The sequence below is a fragment of the Celeribacter baekdonensis genome, from assembly GCF_900102315.1.
Classification (GTDB): domain Bacteria; phylum Pseudomonadota; class Alphaproteobacteria; order Rhodobacterales; family Rhodobacteraceae; genus Celeribacter; species Celeribacter baekdonensis.
The window spans coordinates 131,096-149,628 of record NZ_FNBL01000008.1; the positions used below are offsets into that span (position 1 = coordinate 131,096).

Below are 18,533 nucleotides of genomic sequence, written 5' to 3' on the forward strand. Positions count from 1 at the left end.
CGTCACGCCTTTCACCTGAAGCAGGAGAAAGGGTGACGCTACCAGACATATCAATGTTGTGGGCGTTTTGCATGACGCAGGGGTCAGAAATATCCGAAACAATACGCATGTTTCATGACAATTTCATCAAGGCGTTTCCCTCGCCGCAACCGCCCGGCAACCACCCGACCGCTTTTGAGGAGCGGATGCCGCAAGTCAGATATAGCGGGCGAACGCCTCCGACAGAGCACTTCCCGATAGCCCAGCCCCCAGCAGAGCGGAAAGAAGCAACCGGGTTTTCACGGCAGACAGATCACCAGCCAACAGGGCGCCATGTTCCACCAGCGTCACCCCGCCGCTGTCTTTGCCATAAACCGCACGGGTGCGCCCCTCCTGGCAACGGGACGCGACCGCGACGACACAGCCTTTTGCAACCAACCGCGCGACCTCATCGGCAAAGCCTTTCGGCGCATTGCCGCGCCCAAAAGCGGACAGGACAATCCCTGAGGCACCATGATCCGCCGCCAGCCCCATCAGCCGTGGCGTACTGCCAAGACCGAGGCCAATCAATTCAACATCCGGGTCGAGCTTCGGCGTATCAAGTGCCACACGCGCCTGCGCGGGTCGCGTGTAAAGATGCACTTTGCCATGATCCACCTCGCCTAATTTCCCATGGCCAATCGAACGAAACGTATCCACGCGCGAGGTATGAGCCTTTGTCACATAGCGCGCACCATGAATGTCGCCCTCGAACAGGATGACCGGCCCCGCGCCTATCAGCTCTGCACTGGCAGCGGCACAGATCGCATCGTGGATGTTGCGTGGCCCATCCGTATCCGGTTGACCGGCATGGCGCTGTGCGCCTGTGAACACCACGGGTTTGTCGGTGTTTGTGAGCACCCAAGCAAGGAATGCGCTTTCTTCCATCGTGTCGGTCCCATGGGTGACGACGACCCCATCCACCGCATCATCGGAGAGCACGGCATCGATGCGGCGACACAGGTGATGAATCGTGGCAAGGTCGAGCGCATAGCTGCCCGCGGCCTCGAAATTCTCAACCAAGACTGAAATTCCATCCAGCGGATCGTGCAGACTGCGCAACAAAGCTTCGCCGGTGAGCCCCGCGTTCACGGCACCCGCAGCTTTATCTGCAGAAGAGGCAATGGTTCCGCCAGTGGCGATAAGGGTTACATTTTTCATTGGGTTTCTCTCGACGAGTGCGTTTCTTTTTAGCTGGCGCGGCGATTGGTGCGCGCCTTGGTGGCAGCCAAATCAACCAATTCATTCCACCGGCGCACGACATAGTTATGTTCGTCCATGGTGGAATTCCAAATCGCGATATGACGACACCGGTCTTCGCGAGAGCCGCCCGAACGGGTTTCCCCCGCCCGTATCGCCGGACGTCCGGCCACATCCTTAAGAACATGCGCCGCAGGTTGGCCTTCGTACCAATACGCCCAATCGGCCTGTGGCAGATGCGCCTTCACCCGTTCAGGCACAGACATGTAATAGCCCTGTCGCGCCACCACGGCCCCCGCATAGCCATCAAGATACCAGTTCAGCCACTCATAGGCGCGGTCGAGTTTTTCCCCCTCCAACACGCGGGACAGACACATGCCGCCATGCCATGCGCGGTAGCCTTCGCGCGGATGGGCCTGACGCACGCGGACACCTTGGCGTTTCATTTCGACGATTGTGGGCGACCAGATCGAGGCGAGTTTGAGTTCACACTCCAAAAACCGCTCCACTGGCTCATTCGCACGAAGCCAGAAGGGACTCAAATGCCCGCTAAGGATCAGGGACCGGGCATGTTCGCTTAAAGCATCGATCTCTTCGACACTCATGTTGCCCATATTCTCGAAACTCATCTGCCCCGATGCCGCCAGTGCCATAGCGAGATCGAACAGACCGATCGCCGGCTCATCCACCAATGCGACACGACCCGCCCATTTTGGATTCAGCAGTTCCGCCCAACTCACGATGTCACGGTCGACATCCACGTCAGTGGTTTCAACCGCAAAACTGTCAAAATTGTAAAAGGTAGGCAGCATGGATATCTGCCCTGTCGGACTGTTCGAGAGGGTCATGTCGTGTTGGACGAACAGGCGTGACGCAGGGATATCGCCCAGCGCCTGACGCCCCGGCGCGCCGGGCATCCGCGACAACTCACCCAAATCGTCCCAATGTGTAATCCGGCGGGTATCAATGGCCTGCACCGCGCGCCAATACCAGACAATGTCGAGATTATGAAAACACTGATCATAAATATCATAGCTTGCCGGGTCGAGCGCGGCGGAACGTTGCGCGCTGTTGAAATCCATTTCGATGAATTCAAGAGGAAACCCAAGATCACTCTCAGCGCGGTCTTTTAGAAAGCGCCAAGGCTGGATTTCAGTTGTCAGGATGCGAAGCGGCTCTGTCATTCCGCCGCAGTCCTGGCCTCAGAAAGCCCCATGAAGGCTGTAAAGGAGCGGCGAATTTGGTCCGGCGACAGCCCTTCAAGGATAAAGACGATCCGCGACTGGCGTGGCCCCTTTGGCCAATTCACCATATGGGTCGGAGCATGAACGAGATGTTGAACACCGTGTATCGCAATCGGGCTGTCTTCGCCCTCGATCGCTAGAATACCTTTCACTCTGAAAATCCTCTCACCGTGCTTATGCAGTAAAAGTGTAAGCCAAGTCCCGAACATAGTCCAATCTATCTCCTGCTCAATCACCAAGGAAAAGCTGGTGACGCCAAGCGCGTCGTCATGGTGATGCGCGTGGTGGCGGTCATGCGCATGATCATGATGGGTATGTTTGTGCTCTGCGTGATCACAGGCTGGTCCGCAAAGGGGATCGCCTCCCCCCTCGCTGGCAAGAGTATTGGCGAAATCGGTCGAGCCGAAACCCCCAAGGATCACGTCAACAGAAGCCTCTGTCGTCAAAATAAGTGCGCCCGGATTGATCCGCGCGAGACGCCGCCGCAGCGCCTGTTCCGTCTCTGGCTCCGTGAGATCCGTCTTGGTCAACACGATCCGGTCCGCCGCCGCAATCTGACGCACGGCCTCTGAGCGATGCTCAACCTGAAGCACAGCGTTGACCGCATCCACTGTTGTGAGAACGCCGCCATTGGTAAAATGTGACCGCAGCACAGGATGCGCGGTCAGCGTTTGCAAGACGGGATATGGATCAGCCAGCCCTGTCGTTTCGATCACCACCCGATCAAAGACGATCTCGCCGCGCGCCCTTAGGCTATGGAGATTGGACAATGCATCGGCCACTTCACCCCGAACGGTGCAGCAGATACAGCCGGATTTCAACAACACCACGGTGTCATCAATGCGGTCCAGCAGCTCGTGATCCAACCCAACCTCGCCAAACTCGTTGATCAGCACGGCCGCGCCTTTCATCGAGGGATCGGTGAGCAGGCGTTGCAGAAGCGTTGTTTTGCCAGACCCAAGAAACCCAGTGAGCAGGATGACAGGAGTCATAGGCTTGTCCTCTCTTCCATCCATTCAATGAGATCATCGTCGAGCGGATCAAGATCGCGGCCCGATAAGGCCTCCGCCTCCGACCAAAGATGGGACAGGGCCTCGAACACGCTGGAGCCACCGGTCGGAGACGTCATGACATAGGACCGCCCTTGCCAGACATCAAGCTTAAGACGGCGATATGAGAGGACTGCATTGGCAGACTTCAGGCGTCGCATGCCCTCGGCACGGCGCGATTGCGTGTCATGATTACGGGTGTAGACACCTGGGCGCACAATCGCGTTGGTCCAGTGGTCATCACAGCCAAGAATACCGCAAAGCGAACACATGCCTCTCTCCTTCGTCTCGTTAAATGGCGGACGGAGCCGGGGATTGCCCGTCCGCCAAAGGCACCGCGAGGTTTAGCCGCGCGGGAACTTTTTGTCGTAGTTGTCGGCCATTTCGTCCATGGTGACAAATTTCACACCATCATGCGCGGCCATATGTTTGAACAAGCGTTCGAGCATCAGCAACACTTGCGGACGGCCAGAGACATCCGGGTGAATGGTGATCGGGAAAACGGCGTAATCCATGTTCTCATAGACCCAATCGAACTGGTCCTGCCACATCTGTTCGATGTCGCGGGGATTCACGAAACCGTGGGAGTTCGGGGATTTCTTGATGAACATCATCGGCGGCAGGTCGTCGAGATACCAGTTGGCAGGAATCTCGATCAGATCGGTTTCCTCACCGCGCACAAGCGGCTTCATCCAGTCCTCGGGCTTGCCGGCGTAGTCGATCTTGGTCCATGTATCGCCCACACGTACGCGGTACGGCTCAAAATCCTTATGCATCAAAGAGTGATCGTACTTGATACCCTTTTTGAGCAGAAGCTCGTTGGACACGGCCGAGAATTCCCACCACGGCGCAACATAGCCGGTCGGACGCTTGCCCGAAAGTTCGGTGATCAGATCAATACATTTGTCGAGCACTGCCTCTTCCTGTTCAGGTGTCATGGCGATCGGGTTTTCGTGGCTATAGCCGTGGATACCGATCTCGTGACCGCGCTTTGCGACTTCTTTCATCTGTTCGGGAAAGGTCTCTGCGGAGTGGCCGGGAATGAACCAAGTGGTTTTGATCCCGAATTTGTCGAACAGATCGAGAAGACGGATCGAGCCGACTTCGCCTGCGAACAGACCGCGGGAAATGTCATCGGGGCTGTCTTCGCCACCGTAGGACCCGAGCCAGCCGGCCACGGCGTCAACATCAATCCCGAAACCGACGAGAATTTCTTTTGCCATTGGATTTGTCTCCTGTTGGGGGGTTAAGTGTGAATAAGAGTGACAGAGGCCGGGTCGACCCCAAGGGTGATCGGTGCGCCCAGTTCAAGCGCGCGCACCTCGGGACGATCGGCGCTCACTTCGACGGCAATCTCACGGTCCTCTGAAAGCCGCACTTTGAGATGACCGACGGCGCCAACCAACTTGCGCTCGGCCAAGCGGCCTTCGAACCGGATTTCGCCCGGCGTGTTCTGTGGCGTGATGCGAAAGGCCTCCGCAGGCACGACAGCAAGGCTCTCATTGCCAAGCCCGACACCTTCGATCAGACCAAAGGGGGTCTCAATCCGGCCAAACCCTTTTGCTGTTGCCCCTTTGGGTGTGCCCTCGAACACCGTGTTCGAGCCGATGAAATCCGCGACAAAGGGCGTTTTCGGCCTGCGATACAAGTCGCGCGGCGGGGAGATTTGTTCCACCACCCCGTTGGACATGACCACGACGCGGTCTGAGAGGCCAAGAGCCTCGGATTGCGCATGGGTCACGAAAATAAAAGTGATGCCCAGTTCGCGCTGCAAAAGCTTCAATTCGTTCTGGATGATCCGTCGTAGGTTTGCGTCCAGCGCTCCGAGCGGTTCGTCGAGCAAAAGTATTTCCGGCTCAACGACCAGACCACGCGCCAGCGCGATCCTCTGACGCTGGCCCCCCGATAGTTTATCGGCCTTGCGATCCGCGACCTGTTCGAGGTCGAACATATCGAGGATGCGATCCACCTTGCGGTCGCGTTCCGTTTTGGGAGTGCCTTTGACATCAAGCCCGAAAGCGACATTCTCGCGCACCGACATATGCGGGAACAACGCATAGTTTTGGAAAATCATGGAGGTTGGCCGTTTCTCAGGCGGGACATCTGTCACATTCTGCCCCATCATCAAGACGTCGCCATTGGTGATGTGCTCAAACCCTGCGATCATCCGTAAAGTCGTGGATTTACCGCATCCACTTGGTCCAAGAAAGGCCACGAATTCGCCCTTCTCCACTTTCAGGTCGAAATCAGAAACAGCAACGGTGCCGTCAGGATAGGTTTTACCAACGGAAATAAGTTCGAGGTCGTGGACCATGGCACTCAACTTTCGGTTTTTAAGCATTGGAAATGGGCGGGCGTCCGAAGAGGCATCAGACGCCCGCGGTCACGCATCAGGCGTTCAGGAATTCGTCCCAACGCATGATCAGGTGATCGTACTCATTCGGCCACTGGTGCCAGTACGCAACGTTGGACGCGCGCTCATCAAGAGACCCGCCATCGCGCAGATCGCCCGGATTGATGCCACGCTCCGGCTCACCTTTCCACGGCTGACCCTCATACCAGAAGGCGTATTTGTCGGGGTCCATCGCGTCTTTGATGTTTGTGGACGGCGAATAGTAGCCCTGTTCGGTCACGGCGATGCCCGGCTCACCCGACAACCAGAAGTTCGCATAGGCGATGACGGCCTCGCGGTTTGGCGTCCCCTTGAGCATTGATGGACCGATGGCCCAGCCGCGATACCCTTCTTTTGGTGTCGCGTATTTGGCGGGCTTACCCTGTGCCTTCACCGCCATGACGGCGGGCTGCCACGCGTCACAGACAACCATTTCCCCCGAAGCCATAAGGTTCACCAGCTCACCGAAATCGCCCCAAAGCGCACGGAACTGACCGGCTTTCTTCTTGGCGATAAGGAATTTGGCGGCTTCGTCGATTTCGGACTTCGTCGGGTTGCCGGGGTTTTTCGCCTCAAGCAAACCGAGCGAATTCATTGCGAGGACGGCCTGACCGATGGCGATGAGCGGGTCAACGTTCAGGCCAGATTTCCCTTGCCATTTTTCATCGAACAGCGCGGTCCATGTGTTGGCCTCCTCGGCGCTCAACACGTCGGGATTATAGCCAATGGAGTCGTAGTTGTAGACGGCTGGCACCATGTAGAGCTGTGTCTGCGCATCGTCCGCCCAAATTTGGCCGGAGATCTGCTCTTGCGGCTGCCATTTCGGGTTGGTTTTGGTGAAAGTGTCGCGGATCGACGCCCAGTTCGGAAGCTCCGCTGCCGGAATGGTTTCCACATTGTCGGTCGCGATCAGCGCCGGAAGGCGCTCGCCGATGATTTCCCAGCAATCGTAATCCGAGGAGCCAGACAGGATTTTGGTCTGGGCGTCCGGAAATGTGGACGGCGTGCCGGAGGTCGCTCCAACGCCCGTCTGGACCTTGAACATTTCAAGAATGCGATCCTGAACGGTCGTGGACAGACCGGTGGTGCGCAATTCCAGATCGGAAAGGTTCGCGGCATAAGCCATGCGCGACCAAGGGTGCAAACCGGAACCAAGGGCGGCAGCCCCCGCAGCGGCACCGTATTTCAGAAAGGTACGGCGGTTGGATTTCAAAGTCATAGTGTCTTTCCCTATTGCTGGCGTATTGACGTTGATCGAAAGAAAACGAGGCGTTATTCGCCTCTTATCATTGGCGACTTCAGTAGCGTCCGGGGGCTAAGCCCCCATCCACCGTCACGACCTGACCGGTGAGGTAGGACGCGTCAGAAGACGCAAGAAACTTGATGACATTGGCGATTTCAGCGGGTTCGCCCAATCGCTTCATCGGGATGTAAGGCGAGGCAATCTCGGCAGCATCCGGTCCAAGGCTATGCCCCGGATTGAGAAGCTGCGCGGTGCGAATGTAACCCGGAGCGACGCCGTTGACGCGTATGCCCTTCTGGGCATATTCCACCGCCAGACCGCGGATCATACCGATCACACCGGATTTCGCGGTCGAGTAATGCACATGCTCGTCCCAACCGTAATTCGTGCCCATAATGGAAGAGAGGCAAATGATTGACGCGCCCTCTTTCATCGCGGGCAAAGCCGGACGGATCACCCGCAACATGCCATAGAGATTGATGTCGAGGGTCTCATGCCAGGTCTCGTCGGTCATCTCCGACATCGGGACCCGCAGGGCGATGCCCGCATTGGCAACGATCACGTCGATCCCGCCGAAACGGCTGTTGAGATCACCGACCAGCGCATCCGCCGCCTCGGTAGAACGCACATTCAATGGGTGGAACTCTGCACTGCCACCGGCATGCTCGATCTCTGCGACGACGGCTTTGCCTTTGTCTTCGAGCACATCGGTTACAACGACATGATCGCCTTGGGCGGCAAAGGCCAGAGCGGTGGCGCGGCCAATGCCGATGCCTGCGCCGGTGATGAGAACAATACGTTTATCCATTTGATTCATATCCGTTTGAAGAGGTCAGAGCATGACGTCGCCGGAGTTCGGCCCGAGCGTTTGTCCAACGAAAAGCGCCGCATCGTCGGAGACAAGGAAAGAGACAACACCGCCCACTTCGGCCGGACTGCCAAAGCGTCCCAAAGGCAACTCGGCGCGCTTGGCGGTTTTCCAATCTTCGGACAAAGCCTCGACCAGAGGTGTATTGATCGGCCCCGGCGCGACGGCATTGACGCGCACGCCCTTGGCGGACACCTCACGGGCGAGAGATTTGGTCATCCCAATCACAGCGGCCTTGGCCCCTGCATAATGGGTCAGTTCAACACCGCCGATCTGGCCGAGTTGCGAGGCGATATTGACGATATGCCCCTGCCCTTTCGCGAGCATCGCGGGCAGGCAGGCCCGGGTGCAAAGGTAGTTGCCACGGACATGCACGGCGAAAATCTTGTCGAACATCTCTGGCGTGATCTCGATGAAAGGCGCCTGATGGCCGAAGCCCGCGTTGTTGACCAAAATCTCCGGCGCGCCGAAATCTTCGGTGATCAAAGCGATCATCTCGGTGACGGCGGCCTCGTCGCTGACATCGGCGGCATAGGCTCCGGCAACACCCCCGGCGGCATGGATTTGCGCGACGGTTGTTTTGGCGACCTCAAGCGAAAGGTCATTGACGGCGACGATATGCCCGTCGGCGGCGAGACGTTGGGCGATCGCGGCCCCGATGCCAGACCCTGCTCCGGTAACAAGTGCAATCATCATGCGTCCTCCTGGCCTTTGTAACGCGAGGCTTTGGATGTAAACCGCTTCATCAACAGTCCGTAGATGACCAAAAGCGTGAAGCTGAAGAGCGTCGTGAGAACACCGAAAGCAAAGAGATTGGGATAGATTTCCACCGAAAAGGTGCCATAGATCGCCAGCGGCAGGGTCAGGTCGCGGCCAGCCGTAAACAGCGTTCGCGCAAACTCGTCATAGCTGAGCGTGAAAGAGAACAGCATGGCGGAGAGCACCCCCGGAAAAATGATCGGGAACGTCACGCGGCGGAACGTCTGAGCCGGGCTGACACCGAGAGAGAGGGAGGCTTCTTCAACCGTGCGGTCGAACCGATTGAAAATGGCGAGCATGACAAGGAAAGCAAAGGGATAGGTGTAGACAACGTGCAGGACGAAAGACGTCCCCCACCATGCCCGTCCGAGATCGAGCGTATTGGACAAAAGCGCCATCCCGAGACCGACCAGAACCCCCGGCACCATCATCCCGAGGATGATGAGGTAAAAGGCAGGACCGGAGCCTTTGAATTTTGTGCGAAAGGCTTCGGCGCTCATAACGCCAAGAACCGTGGCGACCACCGTGGTCATAAAGGCCAGAACAATAGAACGGATCAGGCTCTCGCCCACTGGTAGCTGGGACACGCGAGAGGTCTCGGCCAGCCCCAGAAGATGCTCATACCAGTAGATCGACCAGTCGCGGATCGGAAATTGTGGACCGCCGTCGATGCTTTGAAAGGAGAGGATCGCGAGGACGATCATCGGCCCGTAGAGAAACAGCAGAAAGCATGCCGTATAAATGGCGAGGGTCGGACGAAGGATACGAGATTCCATGGCTCACATTTCCTTTCGCAGATCGACGAGACGCAGAGCGAGCGCGATCACGGCGGTGATGATGATGGTGAGCACGACACCTGCGACGGCAGCGAAGGCCCATTTGAGCGAACCGACCTGGCTCACGATGATATTTCCAAGAAGGTTGACTTTGCGGCCCGAAAGCGATGCCGCGGTCGCGAACTCGCCAAGCACCATGACGGAAACAAAGATCGCACCGACAATGACCCCCGGCAGTGACAGCGGAAGAATGATCCGGCGGAAAATGGTTCCGAAGGAGGCTCCGAGATCGCGTGCGGCTTCGATCACGGAGATGTCGATCCGCCCCAGCATGAAGGTGATCGGCCCAACCATGAATACGCAGTAAATCTGGGTCATGCCGACAAGCACGGAAAACTCGGAGAACAAAAGAAAAGTCAGAGGTTCAGAGATGATCCCGAGTTTCATTAGGATCACGTTGATCGCCCCTTCGGTCCCCAACATCGGACGCCATGCGATCACACGGATCAGGAAAGAGGTCCAGAACGGGATCACACAGGCCACGAGCAGAGCCGTTTGCAGCGTCTTGTTGCGCACGAAAAGCCCGATGAAAAGCGCCACCGGATAGCCGACCACAACGGTCGCGATCAAAACGATGAGCCAGATGCGCAGTGTGGTCCAGATCGCACTGAGATAGGTCGCAGAACTCAGGAAGTGTTTCCAACTTGCGGTGGTCAGGGTCGAATTCACCGAGAATGTCGTCTGGGTCCAGAAGGACACATAGATCACCATAGCCATCGGCAGGACCATGAAGAAAAACATCCACAACAGGCCCGGAGTCAAAAGGCTGATCGCGCGACGCCGGTCCTTTTTCTCGCGCAATTCGGCGGGGGAATGTGTGGTGGCGGAGTGGGTGTCTGTAGACAGGGCTGACATCAGGCGGCTCCGTGAAATTGGCGCAAGGCTTGCGGGGCAAAGTGGATATCGTAGCGCTGACCTTCGACAAGATCGGGCAAGCGGGGTTGGCTCAGGTGATCAATGACCTGCAAAAGCGTGCCGTCATCCGCGCGAAAAAAGGACAGCGCGGTCGGCCCGTTGAATTCTCCAGTCAGATATTTCGCGCCCAAAGCGGGACGCCCTTGCGGTGCGGCGCCTTCCGCGCTCACATCCATCTGGTCAAACCGCACAGCGATTGTGCCCGAAGAGAAATCACCGCGACACAGCCCGGCCTCAAAGATGTTCCATGCATTGAGATGCCGCGCAGCCTCGGCATTTCCAGGTTGGTTGAAAAGCATATCGGGTGCGTCGGACTGCACAATGCGTCCATTCGCAAGAACCGCCACCTTGTCGCCCATGGTGAGAGCTTCTGTTTCGGAGCCGGTCACATGAAGAAAGCTTACGCCGAGACGTTCCCGGATTGCTTTCAACTCGTCGCACATCCGTGCTCGCAAGTTGGCGTCAAGCGCCCCAAGCGGTTCGTCAAGCAGAACAATCCGCGGTTCGCATACCAGCGTTCGGGCGAGCGCAACGCGCTGACGCTGCCCGCCGGAAATCGCACTGACCGCCCGGTGACCAAAGCCCGACAGCCCGACAAGCGCCATCATGTCTTCGGTCCGCTCTTTGATTTCGGACTCTTTGGTCAACGGCGCAGAGGCCCTATAGCGCAACCCGAACGCTACGTTTTCGGCCACGGTCAGATGTGGAAAAAGAGCGAAGTTCTGGAACACAAACCCAATGTCGCGCAGATGAGAGGGCTGGCCGTCGATCCGTTCGCCATCAATGGAAATCTCTCCCTGATCGGGTTCTTCGTACCCCGCGATCAGGCGCAAAAGAGTCGTCTTTCCCGAACCGGACGCGCCAAGCAGCGACATATATGTGTTTTCCGGGACGACAAAATCCACGCCACTCAAGGCGACAGTTTCGCCGTATCTGCGGCTTACTCGGCTTAGCGTCAGCACTGATTTTCCCCTGTTTCGATATTTTTGATTTTGTTGATACAAACATCGATTCTTGTATTTCGTAAAGTAAATAAATGATCTTTGTATTCTAAAAATCGTTTTGTTAAAGTGAGGTGAGCGCAAGGGAATGCATTATTATTGTACTATTAAAGGCTTAAGCCGCATTTGCTTAAAGTTATGGCGCTCTGTTATTTTTGATTTTTGCGCACAAAAATAATTTGCTTTTATCAATTCCTCCCACCTCTTATTGTCAGGGAAGGAAACCAGACGAGGCAGAAATGGCCATTTCAGAAGACCCCGCGCCCACCACTGAAGATAACGACAAGCGGGCACCTCTTTTCGAGGTTGCCGCGGAATTCATTCGCCACAACATCGCGCTCGACCACCTCTGCCCTGGCCTGGTTTTGCAAGAAAGCGCCCTGGCCGAGCGACTAGACATGTCGCGTGCCACGGTCAAAAGAGCGCTTGAAATCATCGAAGCCGAAGGGGCAATCCAAAGGTTCTCTGGGCGTGGTTTTGTGGTGGCCGGCAGAGACCTCACGCCAAAACGCGTCGACCTTCGCCAAATCGAACTGGATCACAGCACGCTGTCCGAAAGCGTTGGAAAGCCCAGTTGGCTCCGAATTTACGATGACGTCGCCTATCACGTGACACGGTGTCCTGTGTTTGGACGTTACCGCATTTTCGAGGCGCAGATGGCGGAAGAGTATAACGTCTCCCGCACAATCATCCGCGATGTTCTTGGACGCCTTCAGGAGCGTGGCTTGGTCCAAAAGAGCCGCACCTCCCGCTGGGTCGTAGAGCCCCTTACATCTAAGAAAATAAAGGACAAATTCGAACTACGAAGCATCCTTGAAGTGGCAGCACTCAAATCAGCAAAGCTTCCAACCGAAAAACTTCGATCCCTTGCAGAAGAAATCCGCACATTCTCGACACAGTCGACGCTGACTCCGGCTCAGTGGTTTTCTCTTGATCAGCGCTTTTTTGAAATGGTTATTCTAACGACGTCGAACGCGGATCTTTCCGCATTTGCTTCGAGCAACCGCATCGAATTAGAGGCCTGCCAGTCGGCGCTCTTTGCCCTGGGTCTCCCGCCGGACACGCAATCGAGTCTGGAACTCGGACAAGTGATTGAACTCTCCCTTTCGGGCTCCATAACCGCCGCCGCAAGCATGCTTGCGATGCATCTCGAAAAGGCGCGCGACCGCACCATTGCACAGCTCAAAATCACCGCCATCATCCCTCCCCCCCTCGACTTCCCCCCCTACCTCCAATTCACCTGAATCGGTCCCCACGGCAATCGGCGGCGCAGCATACCCTGAACATCGGCCTGACTGCCGAGCGGCTTCGCCAGAATCCGCATATCCATGCCCGGCAGCTTGCGCCACTGACACGTCCCGTTCTGTCACCAGCTTCACAGCCTCAAACTTGAACTCCTTCGTGAACTTCCGTCTTACCATGTCCGATCTCCGATTCCTTGGTCACGATCTTATCTTCGTGTCCACGAAACCGGCAGCAGCTCAGAAAACTCTTTCCGTCTTAGAACCGAACGATTTGCAACGCCTTCTATAAGGGCAGGATAACCGCTTCTGTGCACCATCTCAAAATTCGTCTACGTCCGGGCTGACGGTATTTACTTCAAACTGCGCATGGCTGAGGAAAACAATGCATTCTAATGCTCATTGGAGCGGATGAATGGGACTGTTCCAGTCCGCCCCAATGCCGCGCTGATTTTATGCGCCGCTTCCAATGTGATGTTTCGAAACGCGCGAGGTTGTGTGTCAAACCGCTCCGCAGGGACGCTTTGACTGATCACGCCAACCGGCAAATTGGCATGATTTCGGATCAACGCCGCCGAGCAACTCACGCCGTCTTCGTGATGAATGGGGCCGGCGCAATACCCGTCAGCCTGGATGCGGGTCAGGTCTTCGCGGGCCGCCCGCCTCACCACCGTGGGCAAAGCCTCAAGATAGGTCTCGCGTTGATGTTGCAAAAAAGTAGAGAGGTGCAGCAAGCCGGGAGGCGCATCGTGCAAGGCGGTGGCCGGGCTCAAAACCGAGGTCGTGACCCGGACGTTGCGCTTTCCCTCGACGGCGGTGAGCACCAACAAGCGATCCTTGTCATGGCGCGTTAAATGCACCGTCTCGCCATATTCGTCCTGAAGCGCATCAAGCACAGGTCGCGACACGCGAATAAGCGCCGAATTGTCCTCCAGCACACGGTGCAGCGACGAGATCAACGGCCCCAACCGATACCGCCCGCGATCAATTTTTTGCAGCATGCCAATATCAACAAGGCCGCTGACCAGATCATGGGTGCCACTGGTCGAATTGCCCGTTGCACGCGCGAGGTCCGAGAGGCTGTGTTCGGGCGAGGAATGGGTGAATTGGCGGAGAAGAGTTCCGATTTTTCGAATGGTTTTCATGGCGCACCTCCGATCAAATCTTTCCGGTAATGGCGGAAAAAGTCGAGGTATCTCTACATACCTTTCGATAAATATTATCTCATGGCAGTCTCAAATTTCCAAAAGCGCGACACGCGTATGTGGGAAAGGGAGGACGACATGAAAGACCAGGCAACCAGCAAAACAGCGCCCTACACTGGCGCGGAATACCTTGATAGCCTTCAGGATGATCGGTGTGTTTATATTCACGGCGAACGTGTGAAGGATGTCACGAAACATCCCGCATTTCGCAATTCGGCGCGCATGGTGGCGCGCTGGTATGATAAATTGCATGCAGAAAAGGACACATTGGGACGGCCCACGGACACCGGGTCGGGAGGATGGACGCATCCGTTTTTCAAAGGCACAAAAACCGTCGAAGATCTCGTCGCAAGCCGGGATGCCATTGCCGGGACCCAACGTGTGGCCAACGGCTGGATGGGGCGAGCGCCCGATTACAAGGCGTCGTTTTTGGGCACTTTGGGGGCCAACAGTGCCTTTTACGGCGAATACGCCCCCAATGCGAAGCTGTGGTACAACCGGACCCAAGAGCGTCTGGATTACTGGAACCACGCCATCGTCAACCCACCGATCGACCGTCACTTGCCGATTGAGGAAACCGGCAATGTGTTCATGCAGGTTGAAAAGGAAACCGATGCGGGGTTGATCGTCTCAGGGGCCAAAGTGGTCGCCACCGGCTCGGCCCTGACGCATTACAATTTCATCGCGCATTATGGCATTCCGATCAAAGAAAAGAAATTCGCGCTGATCTTCACCGCACCGATGGGCGCTGAAGGCGTCAAACTGATCTCGCGCGCCAGCTACGAGTTGAACGCAGCCGTTATGGGCACACCGTTTGACTATCCCCTGTCCTCTCGGCTGGATGAAAACGACTCCATTCTGGTGTTCGACAAGGTTTTGGTGCCGTGGGAAAACGTCTTCATTTACGGCGATGTGGAAAAGATCAACGCATTCTTCCCGGCATCGGGATTTGTGCCACGCTTTACCCTGCACGGGGTCACGCGCCTCGCGGTCAAACTCGACTTTCTGTCCGGTCTGTTTTCCAAAGCGTTGGAGGCCACGGGCGCGGGCGGCTTTCGCGGACCGCAAACTGCGGTGGGCGAGGTTATCGCATGGCGCAACCTGTTTTGGGGCCTGTCTGATGCGATGGTCAAAAGCCCGGTGCCGTGGGAGGGCACGGAGGGGTACAACCTGCCCAATGTCAACTATGGTCTGGCCTACCGCGTCTTTGCGCCCATGGCGTATGGACGGATCAAAGAGCTGATCGAACGCCACGTGGCCTCTGGTTTGATCTATCTGCCGTCCTCCTCGCTTGATTTTGAGTCAGAGGAAATCCGCCCCTATTTGGACCGCTTTGTGCGCGGCTCCAACGGGATGGTGGCGATTGACCGGGTCAAACTTCTCAAACTGTTGTGGGACGCTTTGGGGTCCGAATTTGGCGGGCGGCATGAGCTTTATGAAAGCAACTATGCCGGCAATTACGAAAATATCCGCATCGAAACCATGCTGACCGCGCAGGCGACCGGCGAATTCGAGATGATGCAAAATCTCGTCGAACAATACATGGCGGAATATGATCTCAGCGGTTGGACCGTGCCCGACATGATCAACCCATGGGATGTCAACCGTCTTGGCGGCGGCTTTCAAGGGTAAAAATCCGGGTGGCCCGCCTGTGTTGGGCCACCCTTCAAAACGGGAGGATGAAATGGGATTGAACTTCAGTGGATCTCACACCCAAATTGTCGGGGATCGTCAGATACAGCTCGACGCCAGCATCGTCACAATCGGGGCCTTTGATGGTGTGCATCGCGGCCATCAAACTCTGATCCGACGTGCCGTGGCCGAGGCCCGAAGCACAGGCGTGGCCTGCGTGGTCTGGACCTTTGATCCCGCGCCGAAAGTGTTTTTTGGCCGCGCTGCGCCGCTCTCCACTTTGACGGATAAAATCGCCAGACTGGCCCGGCTTGGCCCGGACTATATCGTTGTGGCCTGCTTCAACAAAACCTACTGCACCCGTTCGCCAGAAGACTTCATCACTGATCTGTCGCGCCTGTCACCTCTGACGGTTCATGTTGGGGACGATTTCCGATTTGGCTGTCGACAAGCGGGGGATGTGACCCTGTTGGGACAGCATTTCAACGTCGCTTTGGCGGACCCGGTTTTATGCGACGGCGGCCAAGTCGTCTCCTCAACCCGCATCCGGGGATTGCGCGCAGACGGTCACCTGGCTCAGGCCAAAGACCTGCAGGGCGCGCTTGGATTTGACGCCTTGCTCGCCGGTCGGCTGATGGCGGATGACACAAGATTTAAAGAAGAAACCCATGTCTAAGACAGCCCTTACAATCGACCCCCGCGCGCTGCGCAACGCCTGCGGCAGTTTTGCCACCGGCGTGACGGTCATCAGCACAACGACGCCTGAGGGTGATCACGGCATGACGGCAAACGCCTTTATGTCCGTGTCATTGGACCCGCCGCTTGTGTCGATCTCTCTCGATAAAAACGCCAAAATGCTTGAGAAAGTGCGCGCCTCTCGCCGCTACGCGATCAACATCCTGTCCAATGAGATGGAGGGGGTCGCGCTGCATTTCGCCGGACGTCACAATCCCGATATGGCAAAGGTGTTCAGCCCGTGCAACGGGTTGCCCGTCCTGTCAGGTGTTGCGGCCTTTTTCCTGACCGATGTTGTTCAGGAAATCGAGGCCGGTGATCACGTTATCCTGATTGGCAAAGTGACCCATTTCGAACAGGACAGCGCGGCCAAGCCGTTGTTGTTTTGGGGTGGAAAATTTTCTCAGATGATGCCCGTGCTCTGATCTTTGTTCCGCCCTGAGGGGGGGGCAGCACGGCACCTGTGGAAATTCGAAATTTCTTACGAAAAATCAGCCTGTGATGGATAAAGTGTATGCGCTTTGATCCGATGAGGGGTCTCCGTCAAAAATACATTCGCGCCATCCGCTGCACCGGTCCAGCGACGAAAACTATCCGCAAGATCCATATTTGTAAGCTCAAGTTTTCCAGACGCTTTTGCATGCGCCCGAGACTCTCGTGGTGAGAACAGGTTCCGAGTTTTCAAGGCCATTTACCCTATGCGGAGTTTTTCACCGAAACGGGCGGTTTGCGGGCATCCTCCGCAAGTCGAAATCTCATGGAGAGATCAGGTGACTCTGCCATTCAGGCGATCCTCAAAGTTGGGTTTTCTCGGCACCGCTGCAGGACAGATTCATGTCCTTGGTGCTTGATGCTGCATCGCGGACAATTGTTGGCCTATCCCAATCCGAACGGCTGAAAGTCTTGCAAAAATCACCGTAATCCCTTACGCAAGCCGCATGTTCATGGAGATTTTATGACCCGATAATGCGGGGAGGCAAAGCGCCCTCCCGAAGCACAGCTAACCAAATCCAACGCCGCCGCGTGACTTCTGCGGGCGAATAGCTTTGTGCAATCTGGTCATTCTAAATTTATGGCACGGGCTTGGCCCGTCCTTCGAACATGAAAGATCCCAAAAATGATACGGGACTATTCCGATTTCTTGCCGCCTTCGGGTTCGAGCAAGATCCCTGAACGCGAGCCTTCTCCTATGGAAAGACTTGGCTGGAACCCTTTCTTCAGCCAACAAACCGATCTTGACGCGGCTGCTGATGCACCACCGGTTCGCGTGGTTGAAGTCCACAGAACCGGCCTGCGGGTGCTGGGTGAAAATCTTGATACCCTCATCCCGCCGGTGCCAAATGCGACAGTCGGTGACTGGTTGATCTATAATCCGCAAAGGCCGTCCAATAGTAAGGTGTTGGAACGCAAGAGTGTTTTTGAGCGTCGTGCGCCGGGCTCAGACCGCAAACGGCAACTGATTGCTGCCAATGTGGATACGGTCTTTATCGTCTCGTCCTGCAACAAGGACTTCAACATCGCGCGGCTCGAACGCTATGTCGCCTTGGCGTTCGAGGCGCAGGTAACGCCTGTGATCTTGCTGACCAAGGCAGACCTTTGCGACGACCCGGACGCCTACGTTAAAGCGGCAAGCGCGATTTCAAACCGTGTTTTGGTCGAGGTGCTCAATGCCTTGAGTGACGAACCAATCGCCAAGTTGGCTCCATGGCGCAAGCCGGGCCAAACGATTGCCTTTCTGGGGTCGTCTGGTGTCGGCAAATCGACACTGGTCAATGCTCTCTTTCGCGATGGTATGGCCGATACGGCTGCCATTCGCGAAGATGACAGCAAGGGCCGCCACACGACGACGCGGCGACAATTGCACTTTACAGCCGAGGGCTGCGCGGTGCTGGACACGCCCGGCATGCGAGAGCTTCAACTCACCGATGTAGAGACCGGTATTGCAGATGTGTTTGCTGACATCGTTGCCTTGGCGCGCCAATGTCGTTTCAACGATTGCAGACATGGCACAGAACCCGGTTGCGCCATCCAAGGTGCATTGGCGCGCGGCGAGATTGATCCTGACCGACGTGCGCGATGGAACAAACTGGTCGCGGAAGAACGCTTTAACGCGTCCACTTTGGCCGAACGTAAAACTGCCGACAAATCTCTTCATAAAATGATCAACGCGATCCAGCAGAAAAACAGGAAATAAG

At 56.4% G+C, this 18,533-nt stretch carries 18 protein-coding genes and 1 pseudogene; 5 read left to right on the plus strand and 14 right to left on the minus strand.

The features are described 5' to 3' along the window. Positions 1 to 195 precede the first annotated feature (195 nt). The 12 genes from BLT54_RS14205 to BLT54_RS14260 form a co-directional block, all read right to left on the minus strand. On the minus strand, positions 196 to 1,179 hold the full coding sequence (locus BLT54_RS14205; RefSeq protein WP_074645962.1) for an asparaginase: 984 nt from the start codon (positions 1,177 to 1,179) through the stop codon (positions 196 to 198). A gap of 29 nt (positions 1,180 to 1,208) precedes the next feature. Continuing rightward, positions 1,209 to 2,402 carry an ABC transporter substrate-binding protein gene (locus BLT54_RS14210; protein ID WP_074645963.1) on the minus strand — a complete coding sequence of 398 codons (1,194 nt, stop codon included), beginning with the start codon at positions 2,400 to 2,402 and terminating at the stop codon, positions 1,209 to 1,211. Continuing rightward, positions 2,399 to 3,454, minus strand: coding sequence for a CobW family GTP-binding protein (locus BLT54_RS14215; RefSeq protein ID WP_074645964.1), 1,056 nt, complete (start codon positions 3,452 to 3,454; stop codon positions 2,399 to 2,401). Before BLT54_RS14215 ends, BLT54_RS14210 begins: the two co-directional genes overlap by 4 nt. Continuing rightward, complete coding sequence (locus BLT54_RS14220) at positions 3,451 to 3,783, minus strand: hypothetical protein (RefSeq protein WP_074645965.1); 333 nt, start codon at positions 3,781 to 3,783, stop codon at positions 3,451 to 3,453. The genes BLT54_RS14215 and BLT54_RS14220 overlap by 4 nt, the downstream gene beginning before the upstream one ends. 72 nt (positions 3,784 to 3,855) lie before the next feature. Beyond that, complete coding sequence (locus BLT54_RS14225; protein ID WP_074645966.1) at positions 3,856 to 4,734, minus strand: polysaccharide deacetylase family protein; 879 nt, start codon at positions 4,732 to 4,734, stop codon at positions 3,856 to 3,858. A gap of 23 nt (positions 4,735 to 4,757) precedes the next feature. Further along, complete coding sequence (locus BLT54_RS14230) at positions 4,758 to 5,825, minus strand: ABC transporter ATP-binding protein (protein WP_074645967.1); 1,068 nt, start codon at positions 5,823 to 5,825, stop codon at positions 4,758 to 4,760. Between the two features lie 76 nt (positions 5,826 to 5,901). Beyond that, positions 5,902 to 7,122: an ABC transporter substrate-binding protein gene (locus tag BLT54_RS14235; protein ID WP_074645968.1), complete on the minus strand. Its 1,221-nt coding sequence runs from the start codon at positions 7,120 to 7,122 to the stop codon at positions 5,902 to 5,904. 79 nt (positions 7,123 to 7,201) lie between these two features. Then, positions 7,202 to 7,954, minus strand: coding sequence for an SDR family NAD(P)-dependent oxidoreductase (locus tag BLT54_RS14240; protein WP_218129384.1), 753 nt, complete (start codon positions 7,952 to 7,954; stop codon positions 7,202 to 7,204). A gap of 24 nt (positions 7,955 to 7,978) precedes the next feature. Continuing rightward, positions 7,979 to 8,710 carry an SDR family NAD(P)-dependent oxidoreductase gene (locus BLT54_RS14245; RefSeq protein WP_074645970.1) on the minus strand — a complete coding sequence of 244 codons (732 nt, stop codon included), beginning with the start codon at positions 8,708 to 8,710 and terminating at the stop codon, positions 7,979 to 7,981. Continuing rightward, positions 8,707 to 9,549 carry an ABC transporter permease gene (locus BLT54_RS14250; RefSeq protein WP_074645971.1) on the minus strand — a complete coding sequence of 281 codons (843 nt, stop codon included), beginning with the start codon at positions 9,547 to 9,549 and terminating at the stop codon, positions 8,707 to 8,709. The genes BLT54_RS14245 and BLT54_RS14250 overlap by 4 nt, the downstream gene beginning before the upstream one ends. A 3-nt stretch (positions 9,550 to 9,552) precedes the next feature. Then, complete coding sequence (locus BLT54_RS14255; RefSeq protein ID WP_074645972.1) at positions 9,553 to 10,464, minus strand: ABC transporter permease; 912 nt, start codon at positions 10,462 to 10,464, stop codon at positions 9,553 to 9,555. Beyond that, positions 10,464 to 11,486: an ABC transporter ATP-binding protein gene (locus BLT54_RS14260; RefSeq protein WP_074645973.1), complete on the minus strand. Its 1,023-nt coding sequence runs from the start codon at positions 11,484 to 11,486 to the stop codon at positions 10,464 to 10,466. The genes BLT54_RS14255 and BLT54_RS14260 overlap by 1 nt, the downstream gene beginning before the upstream one ends. A 278-nt stretch (positions 11,487 to 11,764) precedes the next feature. On the opposite strand from BLT54_RS14260, the gene BLT54_RS14265 reads away from it, so the two are divergent. Beyond that, on the plus strand, positions 11,765 to 12,769 hold the full coding sequence (locus tag BLT54_RS14265; protein WP_074645974.1) for a GntR family transcriptional regulator: 1,005 nt from the start codon (positions 11,765 to 11,767) through the stop codon (positions 12,767 to 12,769). Positions 12,770 to 12,859: 90 nt separating this feature from the next. Here the strand turns inward: BLT54_RS14265 and BLT54_RS22205 are convergent. After that, a pseudogene (locus tag BLT54_RS22205) lies at positions 12,860 to 12,946 on the minus strand (transposase); the annotation flags it as partial. A 212-nt stretch (positions 12,947 to 13,158) separates the two neighbouring features. Further along, positions 13,159 to 13,911, minus strand: coding sequence for an IclR family transcriptional regulator (locus tag BLT54_RS14270; RefSeq protein WP_074645975.1), 753 nt, complete (start codon positions 13,909 to 13,911; stop codon positions 13,159 to 13,161). A 138-nt stretch (positions 13,912 to 14,049) separates the two neighbouring features. Between BLT54_RS14270 and BLT54_RS14275 the strand changes: the two genes are divergently transcribed. The 4 genes from BLT54_RS14275 to rsgA all read left to right on the plus strand — a co-directional run bounded on the left by BLT54_RS14275 (position 14,050) and on the right by rsgA (position 18,532). Beyond that, positions 14,050 to 15,603 carry a 4-hydroxyphenylacetate 3-hydroxylase N-terminal domain-containing protein gene (locus tag BLT54_RS14275; protein ID WP_074645976.1) on the plus strand — a complete coding sequence of 518 codons (1,554 nt, stop codon included), beginning with the start codon at positions 14,050 to 14,052 and terminating at the stop codon, positions 15,601 to 15,603. A gap of 52 nt (positions 15,604 to 15,655) precedes the next feature. Next, positions 15,656 to 16,279 carry an FAD synthetase gene (locus BLT54_RS14280; protein WP_074646045.1) on the plus strand — a complete coding sequence of 208 codons (624 nt, stop codon included), beginning with the start codon at positions 15,656 to 15,658 and terminating at the stop codon, positions 16,277 to 16,279. Then, entirely contained in the window at positions 16,272 to 16,763 is a 492-nt protein-coding gene (locus BLT54_RS14285; protein WP_083351824.1) for a flavin reductase family protein, read from the plus strand. Before BLT54_RS14280 ends, BLT54_RS14285 begins: the two co-directional genes overlap by 8 nt. Positions 16,764 to 17,455: 692 nt before the next feature. Continuing rightward, complete coding sequence (gene rsgA / locus BLT54_RS14290) at positions 17,456 to 18,532, plus strand: ribosome small subunit-dependent GTPase A (RefSeq protein WP_074645977.1); 1,077 nt, start codon at positions 17,456 to 17,458, stop codon at positions 18,530 to 18,532. Position 18,533 lies beyond the last annotated feature (1 nt).

Bases quoted from the DNA above. Each gene is read 5' to 3' on its own strand.
- BLT54_RS14205 (WP_074645962.1), bottom strand. From the start codon at position 1,179: ATGAAAAATGTAACCCTTATCGCCACTGGCGGAACCATTGCCTCTTCT.
- BLT54_RS14210 (WP_074645963.1), bottom strand. From the start codon at position 2,402: ATGACAGAGCCGCTTCGCATCCTGACAACTGAAATCCAGCCTTGGCGC.
- BLT54_RS14215 (WP_074645964.1), bottom strand. From the start codon at position 3,454: ATGACTCCTGTCATCCTGCTCACTGGGTTTCTTGGGTCTGGCAAAACA.
- BLT54_RS14220 (WP_074645965.1), bottom strand. From the start codon at position 3,783: ATGTGTTCGCTTTGCGGTATTCTTGGCTGTGATGACCACTGGACCAAC.
- BLT54_RS14225 (WP_074645966.1), bottom strand. From the start codon at position 4,734: ATGGCAAAAGAAATTCTCGTCGGTTTCGGGATTGATGTTGACGCCGTG.
- BLT54_RS14230 (WP_074645967.1), bottom strand. From the start codon at position 5,825: ATGGTCCACGACCTCGAACTTATTTCCGTTGGTAAAACCTATCCTGAC.
- BLT54_RS14235 (WP_074645968.1), bottom strand. From the start codon at position 7,122: ATGACTTTGAAATCCAACCGCCGTACCTTTCTGAAATACGGTGCCGCT.
- BLT54_RS14240 (WP_218129384.1), bottom strand. From the start codon at position 7,954: ATGGATAAACGTATTGTTCTCATCACCGGCGCAGGCATCGGCATTGGC.
- BLT54_RS14245 (WP_074645970.1), bottom strand. From the start codon at position 8,710: ATGATGATTGCACTTGTTACCGGAGCAGGGTCTGGCATCGGGGCCGCG.
- BLT54_RS14250 (WP_074645971.1), bottom strand. From the start codon at position 9,549: ATGGAATCTCGTATCCTTCGTCCGACCCTCGCCATTTATACGGCATGC.
- BLT54_RS14255 (WP_074645972.1), bottom strand. From the start codon at position 10,464: ATGTCAGCCCTGTCTACAGACACCCACTCCGCCACCACACATTCCCCC.
- BLT54_RS14265 (WP_074645974.1), top strand. From the start codon at position 11,765: ATGGCCATTTCAGAAGACCCCGCGCCCACCACTGAAGATAACGACAAG.
- BLT54_RS14270 (WP_074645975.1), bottom strand. From the start codon at position 13,911: ATGAAAACCATTCGAAAAATCGGAACTCTTCTCCGCCAATTCACCCAT.
- BLT54_RS14275 (WP_074645976.1), top strand. From the start codon at position 14,050: ATGAAAGACCAGGCAACCAGCAAAACAGCGCCCTACACTGGCGCGGAA.
- BLT54_RS14280 (WP_074646045.1), top strand. From the start codon at position 15,656: ATGGGATTGAACTTCAGTGGATCTCACACCCAAATTGTCGGGGATCGT.
- BLT54_RS14285 (WP_083351824.1), top strand. From the start codon at position 16,272: ATGTCTAAGACAGCCCTTACAATCGACCCCCGCGCGCTGCGCAACGCC.
- rsgA (WP_074645977.1), top strand. From the start codon at position 17,456: ATGATACGGGACTATTCCGATTTCTTGCCGCCTTCGGGTTCGAGCAAG.